The organism is Parvularcula maris, assembly GCF_024505085.1.
GTDB classification, from domain to species: Bacteria; Pseudomonadota; Alphaproteobacteria; order Caulobacterales; family Parvularculaceae; genus Parvularcula; species Parvularcula maris.
Window position 1 is genome coordinate 1 of the sequence record NZ_JANIBC010000008.1, and the last position, 22,293, is coordinate 22,293.

Annotated in this window: 21 protein-coding genes and 1 pseudogene; 11 read left to right on the forward strand and 11 right to left on the reverse strand. The window is 64.7% G+C overall.

Annotated elements, in window-relative coordinates; genetic code table 11:
• Positions 1 to 7 precede the first annotated feature (7 nt).
• From NOG11_RS15180 to NOG11_RS10185, 5 genes are all read left to right on the forward strand, one after another.
• Entirely contained in the window at positions 8 to 721 is a 714-nt protein-coding gene (locus tag NOG11_RS15180) for an RHS repeat-associated core domain-containing protein (RefSeq protein ID WP_370468265.1), read from the forward strand.
• 515 nt (positions 722 to 1,236) lie between these two features.
• Positions 1,237 to 1,644: a hypothetical protein gene (locus NOG11_RS10170; protein WP_256619650.1), complete on the forward strand. Its 408-nt coding sequence runs from the start codon at positions 1,237 to 1,239 to the stop codon at positions 1,642 to 1,644.
• A 48-nt stretch (positions 1,645 to 1,692) separates the two neighbouring features.
• Positions 1,693 to 1,986 (forward strand): hypothetical protein, encoded by a 294-nt coding sequence (locus tag NOG11_RS10175; RefSeq protein ID WP_256619651.1) that lies wholly within the window; start codon positions 1,693 to 1,695, stop codon positions 1,984 to 1,986.
• Between the two features lie 380 nt (positions 1,987 to 2,366).
• Positions 2,367 to 5,993 (forward strand): pullulanase-type alpha-1,6-glucosidase, encoded by a 3,627-nt coding sequence (gene pulA, locus NOG11_RS10180; RefSeq protein ID WP_256619652.1) that lies wholly within the window; start codon positions 2,367 to 2,369, stop codon positions 5,991 to 5,993.
• A 96-nt stretch (positions 5,994 to 6,089) separates the two neighbouring features.
• Positions 6,090 to 7,172, forward strand: coding sequence for a DUF2855 family protein (locus NOG11_RS10185; protein ID WP_256619653.1), 1,083 nt, complete (start codon positions 6,090 to 6,092; stop codon positions 7,170 to 7,172).
• 7 nt (positions 7,173 to 7,179) lie between these two features.
• Here the strand turns inward: NOG11_RS10185 and NOG11_RS10190 are convergent, their stop codons facing one another.
• A complete protein-coding gene (locus tag NOG11_RS10190; RefSeq protein WP_256619654.1) occupies positions 7,180 to 7,929 on the reverse strand; it encodes a MauE/DoxX family redox-associated membrane protein in 750 nt (249 codons plus the stop codon).
• 130 nt (positions 7,930 to 8,059) lie between these two features.
• Here NOG11_RS10190 and NOG11_RS10195 point away from each other — a divergent pair, with 130 nt between their 5' ends.
• Genes NOG11_RS10195 through xth form a run of 3 tightly spaced genes read left to right on the forward strand, consistent with a single transcriptional unit; the run spans position 8,060 to position 10,591 of the window.
• Entirely contained in the window at positions 8,060 to 9,187 is a 1,128-nt protein-coding gene (locus NOG11_RS10195) for a hypothetical protein (protein ID WP_256619655.1), read from the forward strand.
• On the forward strand, positions 9,184 to 9,789 hold the full coding sequence (locus tag NOG11_RS10200) for a glutathione S-transferase family protein (RefSeq protein ID WP_256619656.1): 606 nt from the start codon (positions 9,184 to 9,186) through the stop codon (positions 9,787 to 9,789). Before NOG11_RS10195 ends, NOG11_RS10200 begins: the two co-directional genes overlap by 4 nt.
• Positions 9,790 to 9,793: 4 nt before the next feature.
• A complete protein-coding gene (gene xth, locus NOG11_RS10205; RefSeq protein WP_256619657.1) occupies positions 9,794 to 10,591 on the forward strand; it encodes an exodeoxyribonuclease III in 798 nt (265 codons plus the stop codon).
• A gap of 304 nt (positions 10,592 to 10,895) precedes the next feature.
• Here the strand turns inward: xth and NOG11_RS10210 are convergent, their stop codons facing one another.
• The gene (locus tag NOG11_RS10210; RefSeq protein WP_256619658.1) at positions 10,896 to 11,528 is read right to left on the reverse strand and encodes a MarR family winged helix-turn-helix transcriptional regulator; all 633 of its coding nucleotides are present in this window, start codon (positions 11,526 to 11,528) and stop codon (positions 10,896 to 10,898) included.
• Positions 11,529 to 11,774: 246 nt separating this feature from the next.
• Between NOG11_RS10210 and NOG11_RS10215 the strand changes: the two genes are divergently transcribed.
• A complete protein-coding gene (locus NOG11_RS10215) occupies positions 11,775 to 12,311 on the forward strand; it encodes an NUDIX hydrolase (protein WP_256619659.1) in 537 nt (178 codons plus the stop codon).
• Between the two features lie 162 nt (positions 12,312 to 12,473).
• On the opposite strand, the gene NOG11_RS10220 is transcribed toward NOG11_RS10215, so the two are convergent.
• From NOG11_RS10220 to NOG11_RS10260, 9 genes are all read right to left on the reverse strand, one after another.
• Positions 12,474 to 13,151 carry an inner membrane-spanning protein YciB gene (locus NOG11_RS10220; RefSeq protein ID WP_256619660.1) on the reverse strand — a complete coding sequence of 226 codons (678 nt, stop codon included), beginning with the start codon at positions 13,149 to 13,151 and terminating at the stop codon, positions 12,474 to 12,476.
• Positions 13,152 to 13,318: 167 nt separating this feature from the next.
• Positions 13,319 to 14,596 (reverse strand): signal recognition particle-docking protein FtsY, encoded by a 1,278-nt coding sequence (gene ftsY / locus NOG11_RS10225; protein ID WP_256619661.1) that lies wholly within the window; start codon positions 14,594 to 14,596, stop codon positions 13,319 to 13,321.
• 18 nt (positions 14,597 to 14,614) lie between these two features.
• On the reverse strand, positions 14,615 to 15,829 hold the full coding sequence (locus NOG11_RS10230) for a MiaB/RimO family radical SAM methylthiotransferase (RefSeq protein WP_256619662.1): 1,215 nt from the start codon (positions 15,827 to 15,829) through the stop codon (positions 14,615 to 14,617).
• Positions 15,830 to 15,992: 163 nt separating this feature from the next.
• Complete coding sequence (gene dapF / locus NOG11_RS10235; RefSeq protein WP_256619663.1) at positions 15,993 to 16,841, reverse strand: diaminopimelate epimerase; 849 nt, start codon at positions 16,839 to 16,841, stop codon at positions 15,993 to 15,995.
• Positions 16,842 to 17,723 (reverse strand): hypothetical protein, encoded by an 882-nt coding sequence (locus NOG11_RS10240; protein WP_256619664.1) that lies wholly within the window; start codon positions 17,721 to 17,723, stop codon positions 16,842 to 16,844. It abuts the gene before it with no gap.
• On the reverse strand, positions 17,716 to 19,071 hold the full coding sequence (locus tag NOG11_RS10245) for a glycosyltransferase (RefSeq protein ID WP_256619665.1): 1,356 nt from the start codon (positions 19,069 to 19,071) through the stop codon (positions 17,716 to 17,718). The genes NOG11_RS10240 and NOG11_RS10245 overlap by 8 nt, the downstream gene beginning before the upstream one ends.
• Positions 19,072 to 19,254: a hypothetical protein gene (locus tag NOG11_RS10250; RefSeq protein ID WP_256619666.1), complete on the reverse strand. Its 183-nt coding sequence runs from the start codon at positions 19,252 to 19,254 to the stop codon at positions 19,072 to 19,074.
• A complete protein-coding gene (locus tag NOG11_RS10255; RefSeq protein ID WP_256619667.1) occupies positions 19,251 to 19,994 on the reverse strand; it encodes a hypothetical protein in 744 nt (247 codons plus the stop codon). The genes NOG11_RS10250 and NOG11_RS10255 overlap by 4 nt, the downstream gene beginning before the upstream one ends.
• Positions 19,995 to 20,098: 104 nt before the next feature.
• Positions 20,099 to 20,599, reverse strand: coding sequence for an invasion associated locus B family protein (locus tag NOG11_RS10260; RefSeq protein WP_256619668.1), 501 nt, complete (start codon positions 20,597 to 20,599; stop codon positions 20,099 to 20,101).
• 261 nt (positions 20,600 to 20,860) lie between these two features.
• Here NOG11_RS10260 and NOG11_RS15185 point away from each other — a divergent pair.
• A pseudogene (locus tag NOG11_RS15185) lies at positions 20,861 to 21,226 on the forward strand (IS110 family transposase); the annotation flags it as partial.
• 166 nt (positions 21,227 to 21,392) lie between these two features.
• Entirely contained in the window at positions 21,393 to 21,848 is a 456-nt protein-coding gene (locus NOG11_RS10270; RefSeq protein ID WP_256619750.1) for a transposase, read from the forward strand.
• Positions 21,849 to 22,293: the final 445 nt, after the last annotated feature.

Here is a 22,293-nt window from a genome sequence, read left to right on the forward strand (position 1 = left end):
CTCGGTGATGCGTCGCTACCGCTACGACGATGACGGCAACCGCGATACGGAAGCGGATGAGGCGGGCCGGTTCGGCTATACAGGTCAGATGCGCATCCACGGCACGAGCCTTTGGCACTACAAGGCGAGGGCCTACTCGCCGAGGCTAGGCCGCTTCCTGCAGACTGACCCCATCGGCTACGGCGACGGGCTGAACATGTACGCCTATGTGGGCGGGGACGCGGTGAACAGACGAGACCCCAGTGGGCTGAACAGCGCGGAGATCGGTCCGGACGATCGCTGCGACAAGCCCGCTAACGAAGACATCGATGAGATCTGCGTCACTGGATCGAGGCCGCGCAGACGGGGTACGAGGGGTGTCAGCCTTCGTGGCCTAGGCAATGGCGGGGCTTTGGGAAGCGGACGAAGCCTCCCCAGCGCCGACGGCAATGTCTTTGGTGGAGAAGGAGAAGGAGAAGGGGAGAGTTGTAACGAACGCTTGGCTTCTATTGGTAATATAATCAACGAGTTTGGCTTAGGAGCAAGTCAAGCGGGTGGTGCTATGATGGTTGGTGGGGGAGGTTTGTTGCTTGCCTCACCATTTACAGGGGGCGCTACAGCGGGAGCAGGTGGTGGGTTGTTAGTATTTGGGTCTCGAGTATCTTTTATTGGGGGAGGGATGCAAGTTTTCGGCTCAGCTCTTCAAGCTGTATCAGGAGCAAGGGGGGTATGGATAACTTAGCCACAACCACAACTGCTGTAGCTATGGGGTTTGGTATTGGTAGATTTGGAAGAACGCCTTCTGGATATCGCACTGTGTCACAAAGGAGCAGTGATCTACAAATCAATGCGGCTACACAGGTTGGAGCAGCTATGATGGATGTGATTGTTCTCGCTGTTCCACTACATGAGGTAAAATGTGATGAGTAATATGAAAAATCACTCTATGCAGCAGAAGTTAAGCGTTATTCCTGTATTCATTACAATAATGTGTTACTACTTGGAAAAGAATGATACAATAAATGTATTTCCGTTATATAAATATTTGGACGAATTGCCATTCTTATTAATTGTAACCACGGTCTGGTATGTTGTTGCTCGACCTTTATTTAAATGAGGCAGTTGCTATAGCAGTTAGGTCTATATCACTCTTGTATTGGCAAAATCGCAGTGGCTGGTGAACTGCTAACTCGGTGCGGTTTCCCTGGTGTGGTGGGGGCGTCCGCCGGTACGTCGGTTGGTGGAACCTCCGGAGCTGTGCTCGGTGGACTTGTAGGTGGTGGGTTGGGAGGTTTTGCGGATGACATCAACTCACTCGGCTCTCGCGGAAGGGGCACGACTAGATTAGGTTTAGGTTTCGCAAAAGGAGCAGCTGGCGGCGCATTTGCCGGATTTGCAGGAGCTGTTACGACCAGGTTCGTAAGCCGCAGGCTAGACAGCTATGCTAGAACATATATAAAGAGTAAGATGGAAAACATAAGAAAACACATCTTGATAATATTGGTGGCGTTTCTTCTGCCTATTTTAGGATATATCTACGCGCCATATAATGTTCGTATGATGCATTCCGGAAATGTTATGTTAGAGATTCTTGGTTATTTTATTGTATTTGCATTTATTTTGTCTCCTGCGTATTTAATTTCTAGGATCTATAGAAGAAAGTAGCTCGCTCGAATAGATCGCCTATATAGACGCTACGTTCATGGTGCTGGTGTGGACGAGCCTTTGGTTTACTACCGTGGTTCGGGGACGGGTGACCGGCGGTTCCTGTCGGCGGATGAGCGCGGTTCGATCGTCCTGGTGACGCGTTCGGACGGCTCGGTGATGCGCCGCTACCGCTACGACGATGACGGCAACCGCGACACGGAAGCGGATGAGGCGGGCCGGTTCGGTTATACAGGTCAGCTCAGGATCAAGGGCACGAGCATATGGCACTATAAAGCGAGGGCGTACTCCTCGAAGCCGAGAGTTCAACGCCTGCGCGAGACTCGGCAACCTCTACAGTAGAGAAGTAAGGAGACTGCGCTACTGCAGATCTGTGCTGTTCTAACAAAGCTAAGTTCGATCGAACGGCTTCTACTGGCACCTTTTATCTCGTCTACCAGAGCGCATCGAGAACCTGGGCTGGCGGAAGGCGCCGGTCGGTTGCTTGGGTGCTCGGTCGCTAAATTGCTCCCGTTGCCTGAGCCACTTCACGTTCGGTCCGCTACGAACGGAGCACACGGCCCCGCGGCTCAAACACTCGCGCAAGGGGCACCGCCGTCCCTTCTCGAACCAGACGGCCGCTTGAGTTCCCGTCCTTCCCACCGGCAGACATATTGAATTGACAGGCGCGGGGTCCTGCGCGGTTATGTCCCCATAAAAAGGATTGCCAGGGAGGATATCCAGTGACGCGTAACCGCCACACCTATCTCTATACCGGTCTCATTCTCGCCGCGGGGCTGCACGCCTTGCCGGCCTATGCCGACCATAGCGGTCAGCCCGCGAGCGCGGCGCTGGTCGGGGACCTTCAGTCCGAACTCGGCTGCCCCGGCGACTGGCAGCCCGAATGCTCCGCCACCGAGCTGATCTTCGACGGTGAGAACTGGAGCCGCACCTTCACCCTTCCCGAGGGTGACTACCTCTTCAAGGTGGCGCTCAACGACGCTTGGGACGAGAACTACGGCGCGGGCGGCGCTGCGAGCGGGGACAACATCCCCCTTAGCGTGAAGGGCGGGCCTGCCGAGATCACCTTCACCTACAGCCACGCCACCCACGTGATCGAGAACGACGCACCGATCCCCGAGCCCGACGCGGTGACCATCGCCGGGAGCTTCCAGTTCGAGCTCGGCTGCTCCGGCGACTGGCAGGCGGAGTGCCTCGTCACCGGGCTCGCCTTCGACGAGGAGGACGGCGTCTGGCAGGGCACGTTCCAGGTGCCCGCAGGCGACTGGGAGTACAAGGCGCCGATCGACCTCTCCTGGGACGAGAACTACGGCGCGAACGCCGTCAGGGGCGGCGGCAATATCGGCCTGTCGCTCGGCGAGGCGAGGGACGTGAAGTTCTACTTCTCCAACGCCACCAAATGGGTGACGGACAATGTGAACAGCACCATCGTCACGGCGGCGGGCAGCTTCCAGTCCGAACTCGGCTGCTCCGGTGACTGGCAGCCCTGGTGCCTCCAGTCCTGGATGCAGGATGTGGACGGCGACGGCATCTACACCTTCTCGACGAAGGACATTCCGGCAGGCTCCTACGAGGTGAAGGCAGCGCTCAACGAGGGCTGGGACGAGAGCTACGGGGCAGGGGGCGGCGGCGCCAACCTACCCTTCACCGTGCCGTCCGACGGGGCGCTGGTGGTCTTCAGCTTCGATACCTCCACGAACGAGCTGACCGTGGGCGGCGAGCTGCCCAAGGGTGATCTCAGCCTGGCCCAGGCCTACTGGCTGTCGGACGACGTCATCGCCTGGGACGTGCCGGGCGATGCGGTGGTCAGCATCCACCATGCCGATGAGGGCGGCCTCGGTCTCAGCGCGTCGGGCGTCACCGGCGGCGAGGCCATCGAGCTCGTCCGCGTGGGGAGCGTCGGCGGCGAGGAGGCGGAGAAGTTCCGTCATCTGAGCGGCCTACCCGCCTTCCGCCTGCCCGCAGGCGACCGGACCCTGATCGACGACATCCTGCGCGGCCAGTTCGTGCTCAGCGCTGTCGATGCCAGCGGTGAGCCGCTCGACGCCACCGCCATCCAGGCGCCGGGTGTCCTCGACGATCTCTACGGCAATGACGAGGCGCTGGGCGTCAGCTTCGACGGCGGTGCCCCCACCTTGAGGGTCTGGGCGCCGACCGCGCATAATGTCCGCCTGCACCTCTTCGACGGCCCCACCGGCGGTACGGCGCAGGTGATCGACATGGAGCGCGACGACGCCACCGGGAACTGGTCGGCTGAGGGCAGTGCCGGATGGGAGGGCCGCTACTACCTTTACGAGGTCGAGGTCTTCGCGCGATCCACGGGCCGGGTCGAGACCAACCTCGTGACCGATCCGTACTCGGTCAGCCTTTCGATGGACAGCCTGCGGAGCCAGATCCTCGACCTCTCGGACCCCGCCACCAAGCCCGCGGGCTGGGACGGCATGCGCAAGGCGAGGCTCCGCTCGCCCGAGGACATCAGCGTCTACGAGCTCCACGTGCGCGACTTCTCCATCTCCGATGAGAGCGTCCCCGAGGCGGAGCGCGGGACCTTCGAGGCCTTCGCCAACCTCTCCAGCACGGGCATGAAGCATCTGCGCTCGCTGTCGCGGGCGGGGCTCAGCCACGTGCATCTTCTCCCGGCCTTCGACTGCGCGACGATCCCCGAGGACCGCTCCACGCACAAAACGCCGGGCGACCTTTCAGGCTTCGCCTCGGACAGCACGGCGCAGCAGGAGGCCATCGACGCGATTCGCGACGAGGACGGTTTCAACTGGTGCTACGACCCCTACCACTACACCGTACCCGAAGGTTCCTACACGGCGGAACCGGACGGCGCCGCGAGGGTCAAGGCCTTCCGCGAGATGGTGGCGGGGCTCGACCGGGTCGGCCTGCGGGTCGTCATGGATGTGGTCTACAACCACACCTCCGGAAGCGGTCAGGGCAGCACGTCCGTCCTCGACCGGATCGTACCGGACTACTACCACCGCCTCAACGGGGACGGCTTCATCGAGACGTCGAGCTGCTGCGCCAACACGGCCACCGAGCACGACATGATGGAGAAGCTGATGGTGGACAGCCTCGAGACTTGGGCGAAGGAGTACAAGGTCGATGGCTTCCGCTTCGACCTCATGGGCCACCATACGCGCGGCAACATCCTCAAGGCCAAGGAGCGGCTGCAGAGCCTCACCATGGCCGAGGACGGGGTCCACGGACCGGCGATCTACCTCTATGGCGAGGGCTGGAACTTCGGCGAGGTGGCCAACGACGCCCGCTTCACCCAGGCCGCCCAGAACAATATGGGCGAGGGGACCGGCGTCGGCACCTTCAACGACCGCCTGCGCGATGCGGTCAGGGGCGGCGGACCCTTCGATCAGGGGGCTGACCATGTCCGCCGTCAGGGCTTCGCCAACGGCCTCTACACCGCACCCAACTTCCTCCGCTCGGGAAGCGAGGACGAGCGGCGCGAGCTTCTCTTCTTCACCGACTGGGTCCGCCTGGGCCTCGCCGGCAGCCTTGAGGACTACAGCTTCGAGACCTCGGACGGGCAGGTGAAGACCGGGGCCGAGATCGACTATTTCGGTAGTCCGGGTGCGGGCTATACCTCGGACCCGCAGGAGATCATCAACTACGTCGCCGCCCACGACAACGAGACCCTGTTCGACATCAACGCCTACAAGCTGCCCCGCGACGTCAGCCAGGAGGACCGTGTCCGTGCACAGATCGTCGCTACCAGCACGGTGCTGCTCGCCCAGGGCATTCCGTTCATCCATGCGGGCCAGGAGATCCTGCGCTCGAAGTCGATGGACCGGAACAGCTACAACTCCGGCGACTGGTTCAACCATCTGGGCCTGGACGGCACCGATAACGGTTGGGGCCGCGGGCTGCCGCCAAGGGGCGACAACGAGGCGAACTGGGACGAGCAGGGCGCGCTCCTGCGCAACCCCGAGCTCGCCATGCCCAAGGAGCTGATCGCCCTCTCCCAGGCGATGACCGAGGAGTTCCTGGCCATCCGCTCGCAGCACCGCCTGTTCAGGCTGACCACCGGGGAGCAGGTGAAGGCGAACCTGCACTTCTACAACACAGGCCCTGAGCAGATCCCCGGCCTCGTGGTGATGGGTCTCGGCCCGGACCGCGACGCGCCGGAGATCGTCGTCCTCTTCAACGCCGACGACCAGGCGGTGAGCTTCGAGATGCCGGGTCATTTCCGCCTGCATCCGAGGCAGAAGGCCTCCGCCGACCCGGTGACGAGGCTTGCGGATCACGACCGGCAGAGCTTCGCCGTCCCCGCCAGGACCACCTCGGTGTTCCTGGCCAATGGCAAGTCCGGCCGCAGGGTCGGACGGCGATAGAGGCACCTGCGGGAAGGTCCGCCCACGGCTGACCTTCCCGCTTGATCGAACGTCCCGAGCAGCGCAGCACCAGCCTAAGCTGCTCGGGAGGACACCATGCTGACGGAACTGAGGGTGAGAAGGCGCGACCTCGCCGATGCGAAAATCGTCGAGCGCGAGCTGCCCGAGCTTGCCGAGGGCGAAGTGCTCCTGGAGGTCGAGAAGTTCGGCCTCACCGCCAACAACGTCACCTACGGCCTGGTGGGCGAGCAGATCGGCTACTGGCGCTTCTTTCCCACCCCCGACGCGCCCGAGCGCGGCATCATCCCCGTCTGGGGCTTCGGCCGGGTCGCGGCCTCGAAGAGCGACCAGCTTGCCGAGGGCGAGCGCCTCTACGGCTACTTCCCCATGGCCAGCCATCTGGTGATACGGCCCAAGCGCAAGGGCGGCGCGGTGATCGACACCGCCGAGCACCGGAGCGGGCTGCCCGTCACCTACAACGCATACCGCCTGACGGGGGAGGAACCTTCGTTCCTAGCCGAGCGCGAGGACGCCCGCGCGGTGCTCTTCCCGCTCTTCGCCACCTCCTTCGTCATCGCCGATTGGCTGGAGGACAACGACTATTTCGGAGTAGAGCAGGTGATCGTCACCAGCGCCTCGTCCAAGACCGGCTTCGGCACCGCCGCGGCCCTCAAGCGCCTCGAGAAGAAAGTGCGGACGATCGGCATCACCTCGGCGCCGCGTACAGACTTCGTGCGCTCGCTGGGCACCTATGACGAGGTGCTGAGCTACGACCAGGTCACGGGCCTGGACCCGGATACGCCTGCGGCCCTCGTGGACATGTCCGGCAATGCTGAGGTCATCACAAAGGTCCACAACCATCTCGGCGAGAACGTGAAGGTCAGCTCCATCGTCGGCGCCACCCACTGGGATGCCCCCCGGCAGAAGGAGCCGCTTCCCGGCGCCAAGCCCACCATGTTCTTCGCCCCCGCCCAGATCGAGAAGCGCGACAAGGAGATGGGTGCAGGCGCCTTCATGGCGGAGGCGCTCAAGGCCTGGGCCGAGATCACGGACGACACCGCAGACCAGCTCACCTACGAGGCGCACCGCGGAGGGGAGGCGGCGAAGGCGATCTGGATGCAGATGGTGGCGGGGGAAGTGGCGCCCAACCGGGGGATCCTGGTGAGCTTCGGTCCCTGAAACCTCCCTACTTCACCAACATCCACACGCCCATCACCACCATCACGAGGTTCTCGGTCAGGCTGAGAAAGCCCAGCGGCACGTTGGAGTTCCCGCCGACGCAGGCGCATTTCAGGTCGCGTTTCTCGACATAGACGGCCTTGATCACCGAGACCGCGCCGATCGTGCCGATCACCAGGGCAATGGGCGCACCGATCTTGGCGAAGACGCCGCCTGCGATCATCAGCACGCCTGCCAGGCCTTCCGCGAAGGGGTAGATGTAGCCGTAGGGCACCCACCTCTTGGCCAGGAGGTCGTAGTTGAGGAACATGGTGGAGAAGCTCTCCACGTCGCGCAGCTTCTGGATGGCCAGGACCGACATGGAGAAGGCGGCGAACCACTCGATGCCGCGCAGGCTCACGGCGCTGCCGGTGGCCCAGTAGCTCGCAGCCCAAGCCATCAAGGCGCAGACGCCGAAGATGACCAGGACAGGGGTGTAGGTCTTCGCGTCCTTGTCCTTTTTCTCGCCCAAGAACCGCTCCTTCAGCGCGTCATAGCCGCCGACCCTCTCCCCGCCGAGGAAGGTCTGGGGCGTCGTCTTCACCCCGTGCTCCTCCTTGAAGGCGTCGGTCTCCTCCCGCGTCGTCAAGTGGTGGTCCTCGACCGCGTAGCCTTTGCGCTCCAGGAGCCATTTGGACTTGATGCCGTAGGGGCAGACATGGCCCGGCATGACCATCCGGTAGAGAGCGGCTTTGCGGGCGGGGTTGCTCATATCCATCGCGATCGGCTCCTTCTGGCGCAGGTCGGCAACACGTTGGGGCAGCCTGTCGTGCCCACCTGCCTTAAGCCTAGGCACTTCGGCGTCATCATGCTAAGGATCTGGTAAGGTTTAACAGCAGGGGCGCGGCATGGACCTGATCGCACGGGTGATCGCCATCTTCGAAACGCCGACGGGCATGGCCGTTCTGGGCATGGCGGTGGTGGCTTTTCTGGCTCTGTTCGTCCTGGTGTTCTGGGACAGCCTGCACATGCCCCGGCGCGACCGGGTGGAGGAGCGCAGCTTCGACGCCGCCCCGCCGCCGCTCCTCGACCCCAAACTCATCACCCGAAGCGAGGAGGGCGGCTTCCGCGAGACGCGCCCCCGCTGGGTCCGCGCCGGTGTCCTGGCTGGGCTGGGCCTTCTGTTCCTGGTCTTCGGCAGCAATGTCGCCGACCAGCTCGGCAGCGACGCTGCGCGCGCGAGCTTCTCTTCGCCTCGCCCCCAGCCGGTTCAGGAGGCGAAGGCGGCCGAGACGGCGGCTCTACCGGCGGCTCCAGGCGGCCATGTGGACCTCTGTTCTCCCGAGGGCAGCCTGGCCGATGGCGGTGTGCGGGTCTGCGCGGACGGTGCTTCGGTCGGCTTCGACCTCTTGCGGCTCTCCGTCGGCGGTCAGTTCGTGCTCCGCCCCGTCTGGGCCTCGGACAAGGCGCCGACCTTCATCACCTCGGACAGCCACGCCGCCCCCTTCACCCTCGCCGACGGGGTTGCCTTCGCCGTCCCCGAGACCGCCCCGGCCCAGCGCTATGACGGCTATCTCGTCATCGGCGTGGGAGCGGACGAGGTCAGCCTGAAGCGCGAGGACGCGCTGCGCCGCTTCGCCGTGGCCAAGCTTTCCGGCGGCAACCGCTCCCACTGCGACACCAGCGAGCGGGTCTACAGCGCCACCGCCCATTTCGACGCGGCCAACGCCGCCGCCCTGGCCGAGCTGAAGAAGAGCGTCGAGGCCCTGCGCAAGAAAGCCCGGCGCAACGCCAAGGCCAAGGCGGAGCTCGACCAGGCCGAGCGACAGCTTGCGAGCGCGATGCTGCTCGTGACCGAGGCGCCCGCGCCCATCATCATCGGTATCGAGGCGGACCCCCTCTCCACCGACCTGCAGGCCGACATGCTGGCTGCGTCGCGTGTATTCTTGGAAGAACACGCGGACATCCTGCAGATCGACACGCCGAGCCCCGTCAGGGCTCTCTCCGCCTGCACCCGAGGGGCCGCTGCGTTTTGACCATCGGTCAGCTCTACGGCTCCGCCTTCTCACCCTATGTTCGCCTCTGCAGGTTGGTTGCGGCCAAGGCCGGAGCCGAGGTGGGTTTCCGCCTCGCCGACCCCTTCGATCCCGAATACCGCGCAGTGAACCCTCTGGGCAAAGTGCCGGCGTTGAAAATGGCCGGGGACGGACCGCTTCTTCTCGACACCGGCCTCATCTGCCGCACCCTGATAGGTGAGGGCCGAGACCTTCTTCCGTCGGCTAGGGCCGAGCGCCTGCAGCACGAAGCGGACATCGCCGTTCTCACCGGCGTCCTCGATCTCGGCGTCGCCCTTCTCATGGAGAAGCGCCGCGAGGCGGACATCTCGGCCAAGTGGCAGCAGCGGCGCATCGACGGGATCGAGCGGGCCTACCCCCTGATCGAGGCGGCTGCACCCAGGGCTGCCTCCTCCGCACCGGACGGATACCTCGCTCTCATGATGGTCTCGGCGCTTCAGTGGCTGGACTTCAGGCTGAGCGAGGAGCTGGACTGGCGCGCTGCCTGCCCAGGGGCGGCCAAGCTCGTGGACAGCCTGGCGGAGGACCCGGACGTCTCCGCCACCGATCCCAGCCGCGCCTGACCCCATGCGCATCGTCACTTGGAACATCAACTCCGTCCGCCTGCGCATCGCCTCGGTGGTGCGCTTCCTCGAAGAGCAGCAGCCTGACATTCTGTGCCTTCAGGAAACCAAGTGCCAGGACGATCAGTTCCCGCGCAAGGCCTTCGAGAAGGCGGGCTACCCGCACATGGCGATCAGCGGGCAGAAGGGTTACCACGGCGTCGCCACGGTCTCCCGCCACCCCTTCGAGGGACAGGAGGTCAAGGATTTCTGCGAGATGGGCGACTGCCGCCACGTGGCCGTGGGTCTGACGGGCGGCGTCCAGCTCCACAATTTCTACGTCCCGGCGGGGGGTGATGAGCCCGACCCGGAGGTGAACCCCAAATTTCGCCACAAGCTCGACTTCCTGGACGAGATGACCGCCATGTTCGAGGGCGTCGGCCAAAAGAAGGCCATCCTCGTCGGCGACCTCAACATCGCCCCCGAAGAGAACGACGTCTGGTCGCACAAGCAGCTCCTCAAGGTCGTCTCCCACACCCCGGTAGAGGTGGAAGCCATGCGCAGGCTGATCGCCCAGGGCTTCGTCGACGTCGCCCGCGCCCTTCACCAGCCCGAGGACAAGCTCTACTCCTGGTGGAGTTACCGTTCGAAGGACTGGCTCGCCTCGAACCGCGGCCGCCGCCTCGACCATATCTGGGTGAGCGAGGCGCTGCAGGAGAAGGCGCTGGCTGGAGGGCTGCCCGCCTTCACCATCCACCAGGACGTGCGCGGATGGGAGCGCCCCTCCGACCACGCGCCGGTGTCGCTTGATCTAGAGCTCTAGCCGCCCTACGCGGAACGTTCCGCTCAACCGAAAGATCGCAACGGGGCTGAGCTTCGTCTGTTAGGGTGAGCGCCGTTCTCACCTCTCCCTCCGGGAGAGGTCGGAGGCTGCGTAGCAGGCTTCGGGTGAGGGCGTTCTTTGTGCTTGGCTCAGTCACCACTCGCCCTCACTCGACATCAGAGATGAGCAGCCGACGGCACGCTGAGTGAGCCCCGCAACGCGGACCACCACCCCGACAGCAAAAACCCCGCCCGGCGGAAGGCCGGGCGGGGCGGGTCCGAACCGGAAGGTGCGGACGATCAGCTTACTTCTTGGCGGCCTTCTTGCGAGGAGCCTTCCTGGCAGCTTTCTTAGCAGGTGCCTTCTTGGCGGCGGTCTTCTTAGCCGGGGCCTTCTTGGCAGCCGTCTTCTTAGCGGCGGTCTTCTTGGCAGCCTTCTTAGCCGGAGCCTTCTTCGCGGCCTTCTTGGCAGCAGGCTGACGCTTCGGTGCCATCTCCTCGGCCTCGATCTTCTCGAGCGCGTCGGCATAGGCCTTGAGCGACTTCATGAAGCTCGACTGCTGGGTCTTCGGCAGGGCGTCGAGGGCGGCAGCTTCCGCCTTCATCACCTTGCCCTCGTGGCTGGAGAGCACTTTCTTGCCGGACGCGGAGAGCTTCACCGCGTTGGCGCGGGCGTCGTCCTTCGTGCGCTGACGGGCGACATAGCCCTTCTTGCCAAGACGCGCGATCATGTCGGCAAGGGTGGAGCGGTCGATGCCGGTCTTGCGGACAAGATCGGTCTGGGACAGGCCTTCCTGCTCGCTGATCGCGTGAAGAACGGTGAACTGACGGGCAGTCAGACCGCCGGTACCGACCTCTTTCTTGTAGAGATCGTCCGCATATTGCTGTGCCCGGCGGAGGAGGTGGCCGGGGCTTTCCTTGAGCTCGTACTTCGCCATGATGTCACTTCTTTCTGACGTCTGAGGCGCGAGACTTCACCGCGCCGGCTTTCACAAAAAGAGGCGTCCGCCTCGGTTTTGTCCGCTTTCTGGACCCCCGCATACTGAACGCCTACGATTGGCACTTGACACGGCTGCCTTAACGAACGTTTGCAGTTTGGGTGCTTCGCCTACGGATGCAACACTTTTCGTGCCCGAAACGATAGGCGAGCTGAGATTCAGGGTACGAAAAAAGGAAATGTGATGATGTCCGACGGTCAGGCCATGCCCTCTTTCGCCCTGAAAGTGCCCGAAGGAGACGACCGGGAGCGGAATGTCTGCACAAGGTGCGGCTTCGTCGCCTATCAGAACCCGAAGATTGTAACCGGAAGCGTGGCTACCACCGAAGATGGCAGGATACTGCTCTGCAAACGGGCTATCGAGCCTGGCTTTGGCTTCTGGACCCTTCCGGCTGGCTATATGGAGCTGGGCGAGAGCGTCGAGCAGTCCGCCCGCAGAGAGGCGAGGGAGGAGGCCGGAGCCGACCTGGAGCTCGACCGCGTGCTGGCGGTCTACTCAGTACCCAGGATCAGCCAGGTACAGATCATGTTCAGGGCGAAGCTCCTCAACGCGGACAGCATCACGCCGGGGCCGGAGAGCCAGGAGCTGATGCTCGCTTCGTGGGAAGACATTCCGTGGGACGAGCTGGCCTTTCCCACCGTCGTCTGGGCGCTCAGGCAGCACAGGGAAGTGGAGGGGAGGGCGGACTTTCCGCCGTTCTCGAACCCGGCGGATGGGGTGTGAGGACTACCTGCCGTCATCCCGGAAGCCGAAGGCTATCCGGGACCCATGGACCAAACCTGCAATATTGTCCCGACCGTCGTTCTTTCTACCGATCCCAGGCCATGGGTCCCGGATAAGTGCTGCGCACTTTCCGGGATGACGGCACCGACAAAGAGGTCGGGCCTACGAACCCTCAGCCTGCGCCGCGTGCTTCATCAGGAACGGCGCGTTGGCCGCGATGAAGGCGAAATAGGCGAGGGTGAAGCCGAAGAGCTTGAGGTTCACCCAGACCGCTTCGCCTGCGCACTCCACATCCGGCACGCAGTCCGCCGTCAGGGTACGCCAGGCGATCTCGTTGGCGACCGCAGCGGCGGCGTTGTAGGCGACGAAGCGCCAGGTCAGAATCCGCCATTTGTCGTCGGGCATATCGAAGGCGCCACCGAAAAGCTTCCTGAGAAAGATCTGTCGGAAGAACAAACCCCCGCCCAGCACCAGAGCCGTGATGCCATAGATGGCCGTAGGCTTCATGTATGTGAACGCTTTGTTCTGGAAAACGAAGGTCAGCGTACCGGTCAGCAGAACGATTGCTCCAGTGATTGCCAACATGGGCGCCACCCGCTTCGTGCGGACAATAGAATAAGCGAAGGCAACCACGAAAGCCGGTAGAAAGAGTGCGAGCGCGCAATAGAGCTCACCGCTCGGCTCCGCGAAGAGCTCCGTACCGAACAGGCCGTCAAGCAGCGGCCCCACCTTGCCGTTGAGGAAGTAGCCGCCCATGAAGAAGGCCAGCGGCCCCAGCTCCACGGCCAGCTTCTCGTTGCCGTCAAGGGCGACTGGCCCGGTGCCCGGTGCGCGTTCCATACGGATGTTCCTCTCCCGAACTTCTATAGAGGTTGCGACCGCCGCTTCCTCCCCCTCAGCCTACCGGCAGCTCCCCCTCAAAGAGGGGGAGCAATTATGAGAGCCGCCGCCGCCCACTGCTTCCCTCCCCCATGGAATGGGGGAGGTGCCCGAAGGGCGGAGGGGGCTCAAACGTCGGCCGTCAGCGCACGGGCGAACTCGCCTGCGTCGAACGGCCGTAGGTCGTCGATGCCCTCACCAACGCCGATATAGTGGATGGGCAGCTCGAACTTGTCACCCAGTGCAACAAGGATGCCGCCGCGGGCCGTGCCGTCGAGCTTGGTCATGACGAGGCCCGTGACCCCTGCGATCTCGGTGAAGGCAGAGGCCTGGCTGATGGCGTTCTGGCCCACCGTGGCGTCGAGCACCAAGAGCGTGTCGTGGGGCGCCTCGGGGGCGAGCTTCTTGATGACACGGACGATCTTGCCGAGCTCGTCCATCAGCTCGCTGCGGTTCTGGAGGCGCCCTGCCGTGTCGATCAGGACGACATCGTGACCTTCGGTGCGGGCTTTCTCGATGGCTTCATAGGCCAGCCCCGCCGCGTCCGCCCCGTTGGGTTTGGTCAGCACGGGCACGTTCGCCCGCTCACCCCAAACGGCGAGCTGCTCGATGGCGGCGGCGCGGAACGTGTCCCCTGCCGCGAGGAGCACGGAATGCCCTTCGGCCTTCATCTTGCTGGCGAGCTTGCCGATGGTCGTAGTCTTGCCGGCCCCGTTGACGCCGACCACGAGGATGACGTGGGGGGCATGGGACGGGTTCACCGCCAACGGCTTTTCCAGCGGACGGAGGGTATCGGCGACCACCTCGGCGAGGATGGCCTTCACCTCCTCATCGGTGACGTCCTGACCGACCCGCTCGCGGCGCAGGCGGCCCACCACCTCCTCCGTGGGCCCCGTGCCGAGATCGGCGGAGAGGAGGAGGTCTTCGAGTTCCTCTAAGGTGTCCTCGTCGAGCTTCTTCTTGGTGAAGATGTCGGTGACGCCGGTGGTCAGCTTGGTCGAGGTGCGGCTCAGCCCCTCGGTCAGCCTGCCGAAGAAGCCGCGCTTCCTCGGCGGCTCCTCTGGCGTTTGGGGTGCGGGCGGACGTTCAGCCTCCGGCGCAGGTGCCCGCTTCTCCTCCGCCGGGGTGGTCTGTCGGGGCTCTTCGTCCTCGTCCGCAACGCCGCCCTCTTCTTCGGGGACCTGGTTGAGGAAGCGGGCATCACCCGCCTCGCTATCTTCCTCCGCGTTGGCCGCCGCTCGCTCGCGGTCACCGCCGCGGCCCAGGTCGGGCGCCTTGCCCTCGGGAATGGCAGGGTTCGGCGAGGCGTCAGGGTCTCGGGCCTTGTCGTAGGTCGGCTCGTCCACCGGGTCGTGGCTCTTGCCGCCGAACAGGCGGGACATGAAGCCTTTCTTCTTCTCAGCCATGGGCTCTCCTTATGCTTTCTACCTGGTCGGAACAGCCAGAAGGTGCCGACCGTCGCGCCCGGTGAGACGAACAGGCACCCTTTGCCCTGCTTCGGCACCAGCGGAAGGGGGCAGAAGCACCTCGGTGAAGTTCGGCAGGCGGCCTTTCGGCGCGCCGTCCTTGATCTCTTCGATGAGAGCGACCGCTTCCGTTCCTACCTGCGCATCAAGGTGCCTCCTCAGCGCCGCCGCCGCCACTTCCCGAAGCCTTGCGGCACGTTCCTTGACCACCTCGCGGGGAAGCTGCGGCATCTTAGCGGCGGGCGTTCCCTCGCGCGGCGAGAAGGGAAAGACGTGGACGTAAGCCAGGCCGCACTCCTCCACGAGGCGAAGGGAGTTCTCGAACATCCCCTCCGTCTCCGTCGGGAAACCGGCGATGAGGTCGGCACCGAAGGCCATCTCAGGGCGGGCGTCCTTCAAGCGGGCGCAGAGCTCCACGGCATCGGTCCGGCTGTGGCGCCGCTTCATCCGCTTCAGGATCATGTCGTCGCCTGCCTGAAGCGAGAGATGGGCATAGGGCGCGATGCGCTCCACCTCAGTCATCAGAGGGAAGAGCCGGTCGTCGATCTCCGCCCCGTCGATGGAGCTGAGGCGGATGTCCACGGCCTGCGGCAGGGCTTCGTTCAAAGCCTCAACCAGATGGCCGAGGCCCAAACCCTCACCAAGGTCCGGCCCCCAGGAGGTGAGGTCCACACCGGTGAGCACGATCTCCTTCGCGCCCCGCTCGGTGAGCTTGAGCGCCTCCTCACAAGCCGCAGCAATGGGCTTCGAGCGCGCATCGCCGCGGCCGTAGGGAATGATGCAGAAGGTACAGCGGTGGTCACAGCCGTTCTGCACCTCCAGCGGCGCGCGGACGTCGAGATACCTCGGTCCCGGCGCTGCTTCATGCACTGACCACAACGAGGGGTGTAGCTTCTCCTGGTTGGGCAGGCGGCGCGTCACCTCGGGCATGGCCTCGAAGGCTTGCGGCTCGATCTCGGCGGCGCAGCCGGTGACGATGACCTCGCGGCCGGGATGCTCCTTAGCGGCCCGGCGGATGGCTTGGCGGCTCTGGCGCACGGCCTCCCTTGTGACCGCGCAGGTGTTGACGATCACCGGCGCCCGCCCGCCGCGCTCGGCGAGAGCGGCCATGCCCTCGGTCTCCGCCGCGTTGAGGCGGCAGCCCAGGCTGATGGTGACGGCGCGCTCGGTCATCGCGCCCATGTGCGGGGTGGAGGGAGTGGGTGCAAGGGGCGTAGCCCCCTCCGCCCTCCGGGCACCTCCCCCACCAGTGGGGGAGGGAAGCAGAACCAACCTCGCTCTCTTTTCGCTCCCCCACCTGTGGGGGAGCTGCCGGTAGGCTGAGGGGGCGGCGGCGCTAGAACACCCCCCGCCGGTGCATCCTCGTCGGCCCGGCCATCTCGACCCGCCCGGTCTCTTCGTCCCAGGCGATGAACAGCTCACCGCCATCCGCCACCACCTTGGCACTCCGCCCCAGAAGCTCGATCCGGTGCGCCGCGACCAGGCTGGCGCAGGCCGCCGTGCCGCACGCCATCGTCAGGCCGACCCCGCGCTCCCAGGTTCGAAGCCTGATCGCCCCGCCATGGATGCTGGCGACCGAGCAGTTGACCCGGTCGGGGAAGAGCGCGTCGTGCTCGATCAGCGGGCCGAAGGAGGCCAAAGGCTCGGCCTCGGCATTGGCGACGAAGAACACCGCATGGGGGTTGCCCATGGACACCCCCACCGGCGGTGTCAGGCCGTAGCGCTCCAGCACCCCCCCATCGACGGGTAGCTGCAGGGTCTGAGGAAGCTCCTGAGAGAGAGGTATCTCGTCCCAGCGCAAACGCGGCCTGCCCATATCGACGGCGATGCGCTCGCCCATCCGCCTCGCATCAAGCGTGCCCGAGGGGGAGCCGAAGGAGAGCGCTTCAGCGCTCCTCTCAGTCATTAAGAGCTCCGCCACGCAGCGCGCCGCGTTGCCGCACGCACCCGCCTCGCTGCCGTCGGCGTTCCAGATCAGCATGGCCGGGCGATCGTCCCTATTCGCGATGCCGATGATCTGATCACAGCCGAAAGGGCCACGGCGGTCGCCTAGATGACGGGCCGCCGCCTCGGTCATCGCGCCGCCGCCGCGCAGGTCCACGACGACGAAGTCGTTCCCCGCCCCGTCCATGACGAAGAAGGGGCAGCCTTCAAGGCTTTCAAGGGGCGCGGGTGTCTCGGTCACTCACCCCATGTCGGCGGAAAAGGCGAAGGCTGCAAGCGTGACGCCTGCACCGCTGCCGATCTCGGCCATGGGGCTGACGCGGCTGCGCAGGGCGAAGCTGGCCGCCAGCGCCGCCGTCAGCAGCCTGAAGGGGCCGGACAGGCTGTCCGTCATCAGGATACCGAAGGTCACGACGCCCAGAACGAAGAGGAGGCGCTTCATCGCCTCGCTTCCCGCGGCCAGGGGGACGGCCGGGGCGAGGAGCAGAAGGGGAAAGAGGCCCCCTGCCTGGAAGGTCGGGACCAAGGCGGGAGCGGGCGCCGTGCTCAGGCTCGCCAGAAGCAGCGCGGCGGTCACCGCTGGCATGGCCACCACCAGGTAGAAGGACACCATGTAGCGCTCCAGCATGATCCTCGGCGCCAGGGCGAAGAGGGGGGCGATCAGCACGAGGAGCAGCGAGGCCGAGGACGGCACCGCCAGGACCCCTGCCAGATAGGCGATGCCGAGGCCCGGCACGGCGGCGGGGGTCCTCAGCGCCAGGACCCGCTCGAAGCTGATGAAGACGAGAAGAAGGACCACGGCTGCCAGGCCATAACCCATAGCGGTCATTAGAACCGCGGCGGGATGGAAGAAGAGCGGCAGATACGGCCTCAGCCAGGGAAGCCTGGAGGCTCCGGCGGAGGCCACGGCCCAACCGGCATAGCTGACGAGGGCCATCGAAAAAGGCAGCGGCAGGATATGGGCAAGGAGACCGGCAAGCCGCAAATGGATATCGGGCACGCCGGCCCCGGTGAGATAGCCAGCGAGACGCTCGGCGAAACCCGCCTCCCACCACGGCGCCCCCACCGCGATGGCGGCGCAGCTCAGCGCGGCCAGTGCCGCGGTCAACCGCCCCTCACGCAAGGCTGCCCTCCTTCAGGGGATCGGTACCGGCGGAGTGCTCCGTCTTCTCCCAGTAGTGCGGCGTCAGGATGAAGCCGCCCAGCGCCTTGTACCCGGCTACCGACTGCAGCGCCCAGTAGAAGGGGAGGAAGAGCGCGGCTCCCGTGAGGTCCATCCATCCCCGGCGCAAGGGTGCGAGCAGCATGAACCACAAGTGAGCCAAATTGCCGCCGACGAAGAGGAGAAGGCAGGCCTGCCCGACCCAGCCCTCGAACACCGGCACGAGGAAGGAAAGCTCCGTGAACCACCAAACCAGCCAAAGCCCGTAGGTGATGGGGTTGGCGACGGCGCCGATCACCACCGCGCCGATGGCGAAGTGCAGCACCAGCGCGTCCTTCAGGCTCGTCCGCCCGCGGAGATGGACGAACCAGGTCTGCAAGAACCCTTTCAGCCAGCGCGAGCGCTGCTTGACCCAGGCGGCGGGCGTCTCGGTGGCCTCCTCGAAGGTGGTGCTGCGGATCGCCTCGATACGGTAGCCGAGCGCCCCGAGGCGAAGCCCCAGATCAGCGTCCTCGGTCACGTTGTAGGGGTCCCAGCCCCCCGCCTCACGAAGCGCCTCGGTACGGACGAAATTGCTGGTCCCGCCAAGCGGCAGCGGCAGGCCGAGCTTGGTCAGTCCTGGAAGGAACCAGTCGAACTGCAGCGCGTATTCGAGCGCGAACATGCGCTGCAGATAGCCGTCGTCCCGGTTGTGGTAGTTGAGCTGCGCCTGGACGCAGGCGAGTGTCTCGTCCGAGGCGGCGAAGGCGGCCGCCACCTTGCGAAGCTGGGATCGTTCGGGCCGGTCCTCCGCGTCGTAGACGCCGACGATGTCGCCGGACGCCTTCCTCATGCCGTGGTTGAGGGCGTTGGGCTTGGTCTTCACCCGCCCCTCCGGCACCAGCACGGGAACCGCCCTCGTCGGATAGCGCAGGGCCGCAGCGAGGGTCTCCTCGTCCTCCTCCTCGATCAGGATGAAGACCTCGAGGCGGTCCTTCGGGTAGTCGAGCTGCGCCACGGCCGTCAGAAGGTTGGGCAGGCTCGCCGCCTCCTTATAGACCGGGCACAGAATGGTGATGCGGGGCAGCTCCGCCTCGGCGCGCCGGCGCGGCGGGTCCTCCGTACCCAGCACCGCAAAGACGGCAGCCGTGCGGATAAGAAGAAACCCGGCGGCGAAGCCGAGATTGACGACGATCAGAAGCTGAGCCGTCAGGACGGGAACCATCGAGAAGCCCGCCGCCAGAAGGGCTAGGACGGCAAGCCCTACCGCCTTCTGCCTAGGGGTGAAGCGCAGCCTGGCTGCCTCGGAAACTGGAACCGCGCCGCTCATTCAGATCCGCGTCAGGAGCCGTTTGAGGCGGACAAAGCCGATGCCGGCAAAGGGCATGGCGGAGAGCACGATGGCGGTCCAGGGCCAGCGCTTCACCGCCTCGACCTCCAGCCCGCAGAGCTTCCAAAGCCCCCCGGCGGCGAGAAGCATCACCAGGAATGTCACGGTAATGCCCAGTCTCATCGCCGCCACCAAAGAGAAAAGAACACGCTGCGCCCCTCGTCGAAACCGTCTGCCGCGAGGTCGGCCCTTCCGCCGATCTCCAGCGACAGCGATCCGTGGACCGGCATGACGGCGGAGACGCTGGCCTGGGTGAGGTCGAAGTCGAGACCGCCTGGCTCCTCGCCGCCCAAGCTCCGTGTGGTGAAGGTCTGGGCCAAGAGGAGCAGCGGCCCCGCGTGGTAGCCTACCACGGTGTCGGCTCTGAACTGATCTGCGTCCATGCCGAAGCTGCGGCGGTAGCCAAGATATCCCTCCGCAAAGAGGCTCCCTCGGCTGCTCCCCAGGGAACTCCCGAACTCGGCAGCGGCGTCCTGGCCCATCTGGCGCTGTCCCCTGGCGACCTTGGTCGTCGGGATAATCCAGGACCCGCGAAGGGCGAAGGCCGAGCGGTCGAAGGTGGTATGCCGGGAGACGAAGAGCTCCGCCTCGTTAAACCCCGAGGCCTGGTTCAGGTAGTCCTCCCCCTCGGCCTGCTGGAAGGCGTAGCCCGCCTTGTAGCCGATCGAGTAGCGCCCGATCGGCACCTCGGCGTAGTTGCGCAGGACCGACTGCTGGAACAGACGATCCTCAGCTTCGGCGCGAAGATACTCCTGGGTCTGAATGACGAGGCTGGTGCCCTGGCGCTGCTGCCAGACCCCCGCTTCGGCAAGGCCGTGCGCCCAGCACACGGCGGCGGCAACCACGCAACAAACGCCCCTCATATACGCTCCAGCAGCGGCCCCTCTGCCGCGCTAGAACCTTACTAAGCCGTTAAATTTGCTGCAACGTTGGATTGCAGTGATCGGAAACGTACCCTTTTCAGCGTCTAGCTGCAGGCCTCTTCGACGCGTTCCAACGCCTTGGAGATGCCGATCAGCGAGAAGGTGTAGTTGGTCGCCGTCGAGCGGGCGGAGGTGGCGGAGACCCGCATTTCGCGGCCCCGGCGCATGGCGTCGATCAGACGCTGCTCCTGGCGGGGGGCCTCGATGAAGGCCTCGCGCTCGTCCGAGAACATCTCCCAGCGGTCGGAGCCGATCCTGACCATGGGCTCGGAACTGTCCTGAAGCTGGTAGCCGGCCATGAAGCTCGGCTGGTTGCTGGCGCTGCCCGAGCGCCACGATGCGACGGAGAAGAAGACGTCGCCGTGATTCGCCGAGGTCGGCGAGACGTCCTGGGGCTCGGTCACGGCGTAGCAGATGCGGTCCCCGCCATCGGTGTCGAAGGTGAAGACCATCCAGTCGGAATAGGTCGCCACCTGCTGCGGCTCGGCGGCGGCAGTGGCGAACGCGGAAGCGGAAAGGGCGGCAGCGGCGGCGAGAAGGCGCATGTGGGTCCCCTGTCGGTAAGAACGAAGCTCCATATAAGGGCATTCGGCTGGCGCATGAAAGCGCTGCGTGCGGTGAGGGTTAGGTAAGACGTTTGTCCCCTTTGCAAACGCCGATGGCGCCCTCCGCCCTGTGGGCACCTTGGGGGTTTGGTCCCGTTTGGGAGCTGAGGGCTAGTCCGCCCGAAGTGAACCCTGAACAGTTGCCAGGGGGCGACCGGTTGCAACGGTCCGTGCCCCGCAGACAAGGCCAGGATCCTTTATATGCCTTATCTTTATATCGGCGTCGATGTCGCCAAGGACTGGATCGACGTGACCGATGACCGCTGCGGCTGGCGGCGTGTGCCGACCGCAGGGCTTACCGGCTTCGCCTCCTCGCTGCCTCAAGATGCTTTGGTCGTGCTCGAAGCCTCAGGCGGTTATGAGCGCCCCCTGACCATGGCCCTGGAGAGGGCGGAGGTGGCCTATGCCAGGGTCAATCCTCGCAAGGTCAGGGAGTTTGCCAGAGCCGCAGGAAGGCTTTGCAAGACCGACAAGGTTGACGCTGGTGTTCTGGCTTTGATGGGGCAGGCCCTCGGCCTTCAGCCTGACAAGGCTGCCGATTCCGCTTGCCGCCGCCTGTCCGAACTGGTCGCCAGAAGGGACGATCTGGTGGCGATGCGGACTGCCGAGAAGAACCGGCTGGCCCAGGCCGGCCATCCTGGCGTGAAGGCCGATATCAAGGCCATGATCGAGGTGCTGGACCGGCGCATCGGCAAGATGAACACCGTCATCGCTCAAGCGATCGAAGAGAACGATGCGCTCATCCAACGTGCGCACCTTCTGCGTTCCGCCCCAGGCGTCGGACCGGTCACCGCCTCGGTCCTTCTCGCCTACCTGCCCGAACTGGGCACCACCTGCCGCCGCAAGATCGCCAGCCTCGCAGGTCCCCACTGCCGTGGCCTTCTTCGCCTACAATCGATCCCCCGGACCGATTGTTCTGCCTTTCGGCAGACCGGCTACGAAGCCCCACCCTTGCTATTCAGGCCAGCGAAGAGGACGCCGAAGGGTCTGGGGCGGTCGAGCCACCGTGCGAAAAGCCCTCTACCAGGCCGCCTTCTCCGCCTCCCGATGCGATCCAGAACTCAAAGCCTTCCGAATGCGCCTCGAAGAACAAGGCAAACCCTTCAAAACAACCATCATCGCCACCGCAAGACGCCTCCTCGAACGCCTCAAAGCCATCATCAGAGACAACCGAAACTACGCGCTATAAACACAGTTGCTCCCCCTGAGAGGGGGAGGGAAGCCGCCCTACGGGCTGGGCCTTGCTCCCTCCGTCATCCCGCACAGCGAAGCTGAGCCGGGACCCATGGACTGGAGTGTGTAAACCGCGCTCCCATTGTTCCGGTGACTACCATAGGCCATGGGTCCCGGATACCCTTCGGGTTCCGGGATGACGGGGGTGCGTTGCTTCCATGGGCGGGGGGCGCCCTCGTTCTGCTTCCGTAGGGCGGATTGCGCAGCCATCCGCGGTACAAAACTCAGCAGCCTCGTGCCCCATGCGCAGACCGAGGGACGGCGGCACGCTGCCCGAGCCGCCTTACTACGGCCCGGCCCCCTTCAGAACTTTCGCCGCGATGCAACCGGAGCGTGTTTTCGCGTCCGCACATACAGCTTTACTGTTGTTCACGCATGCGTGATCTTAGGAAACGGGAAAC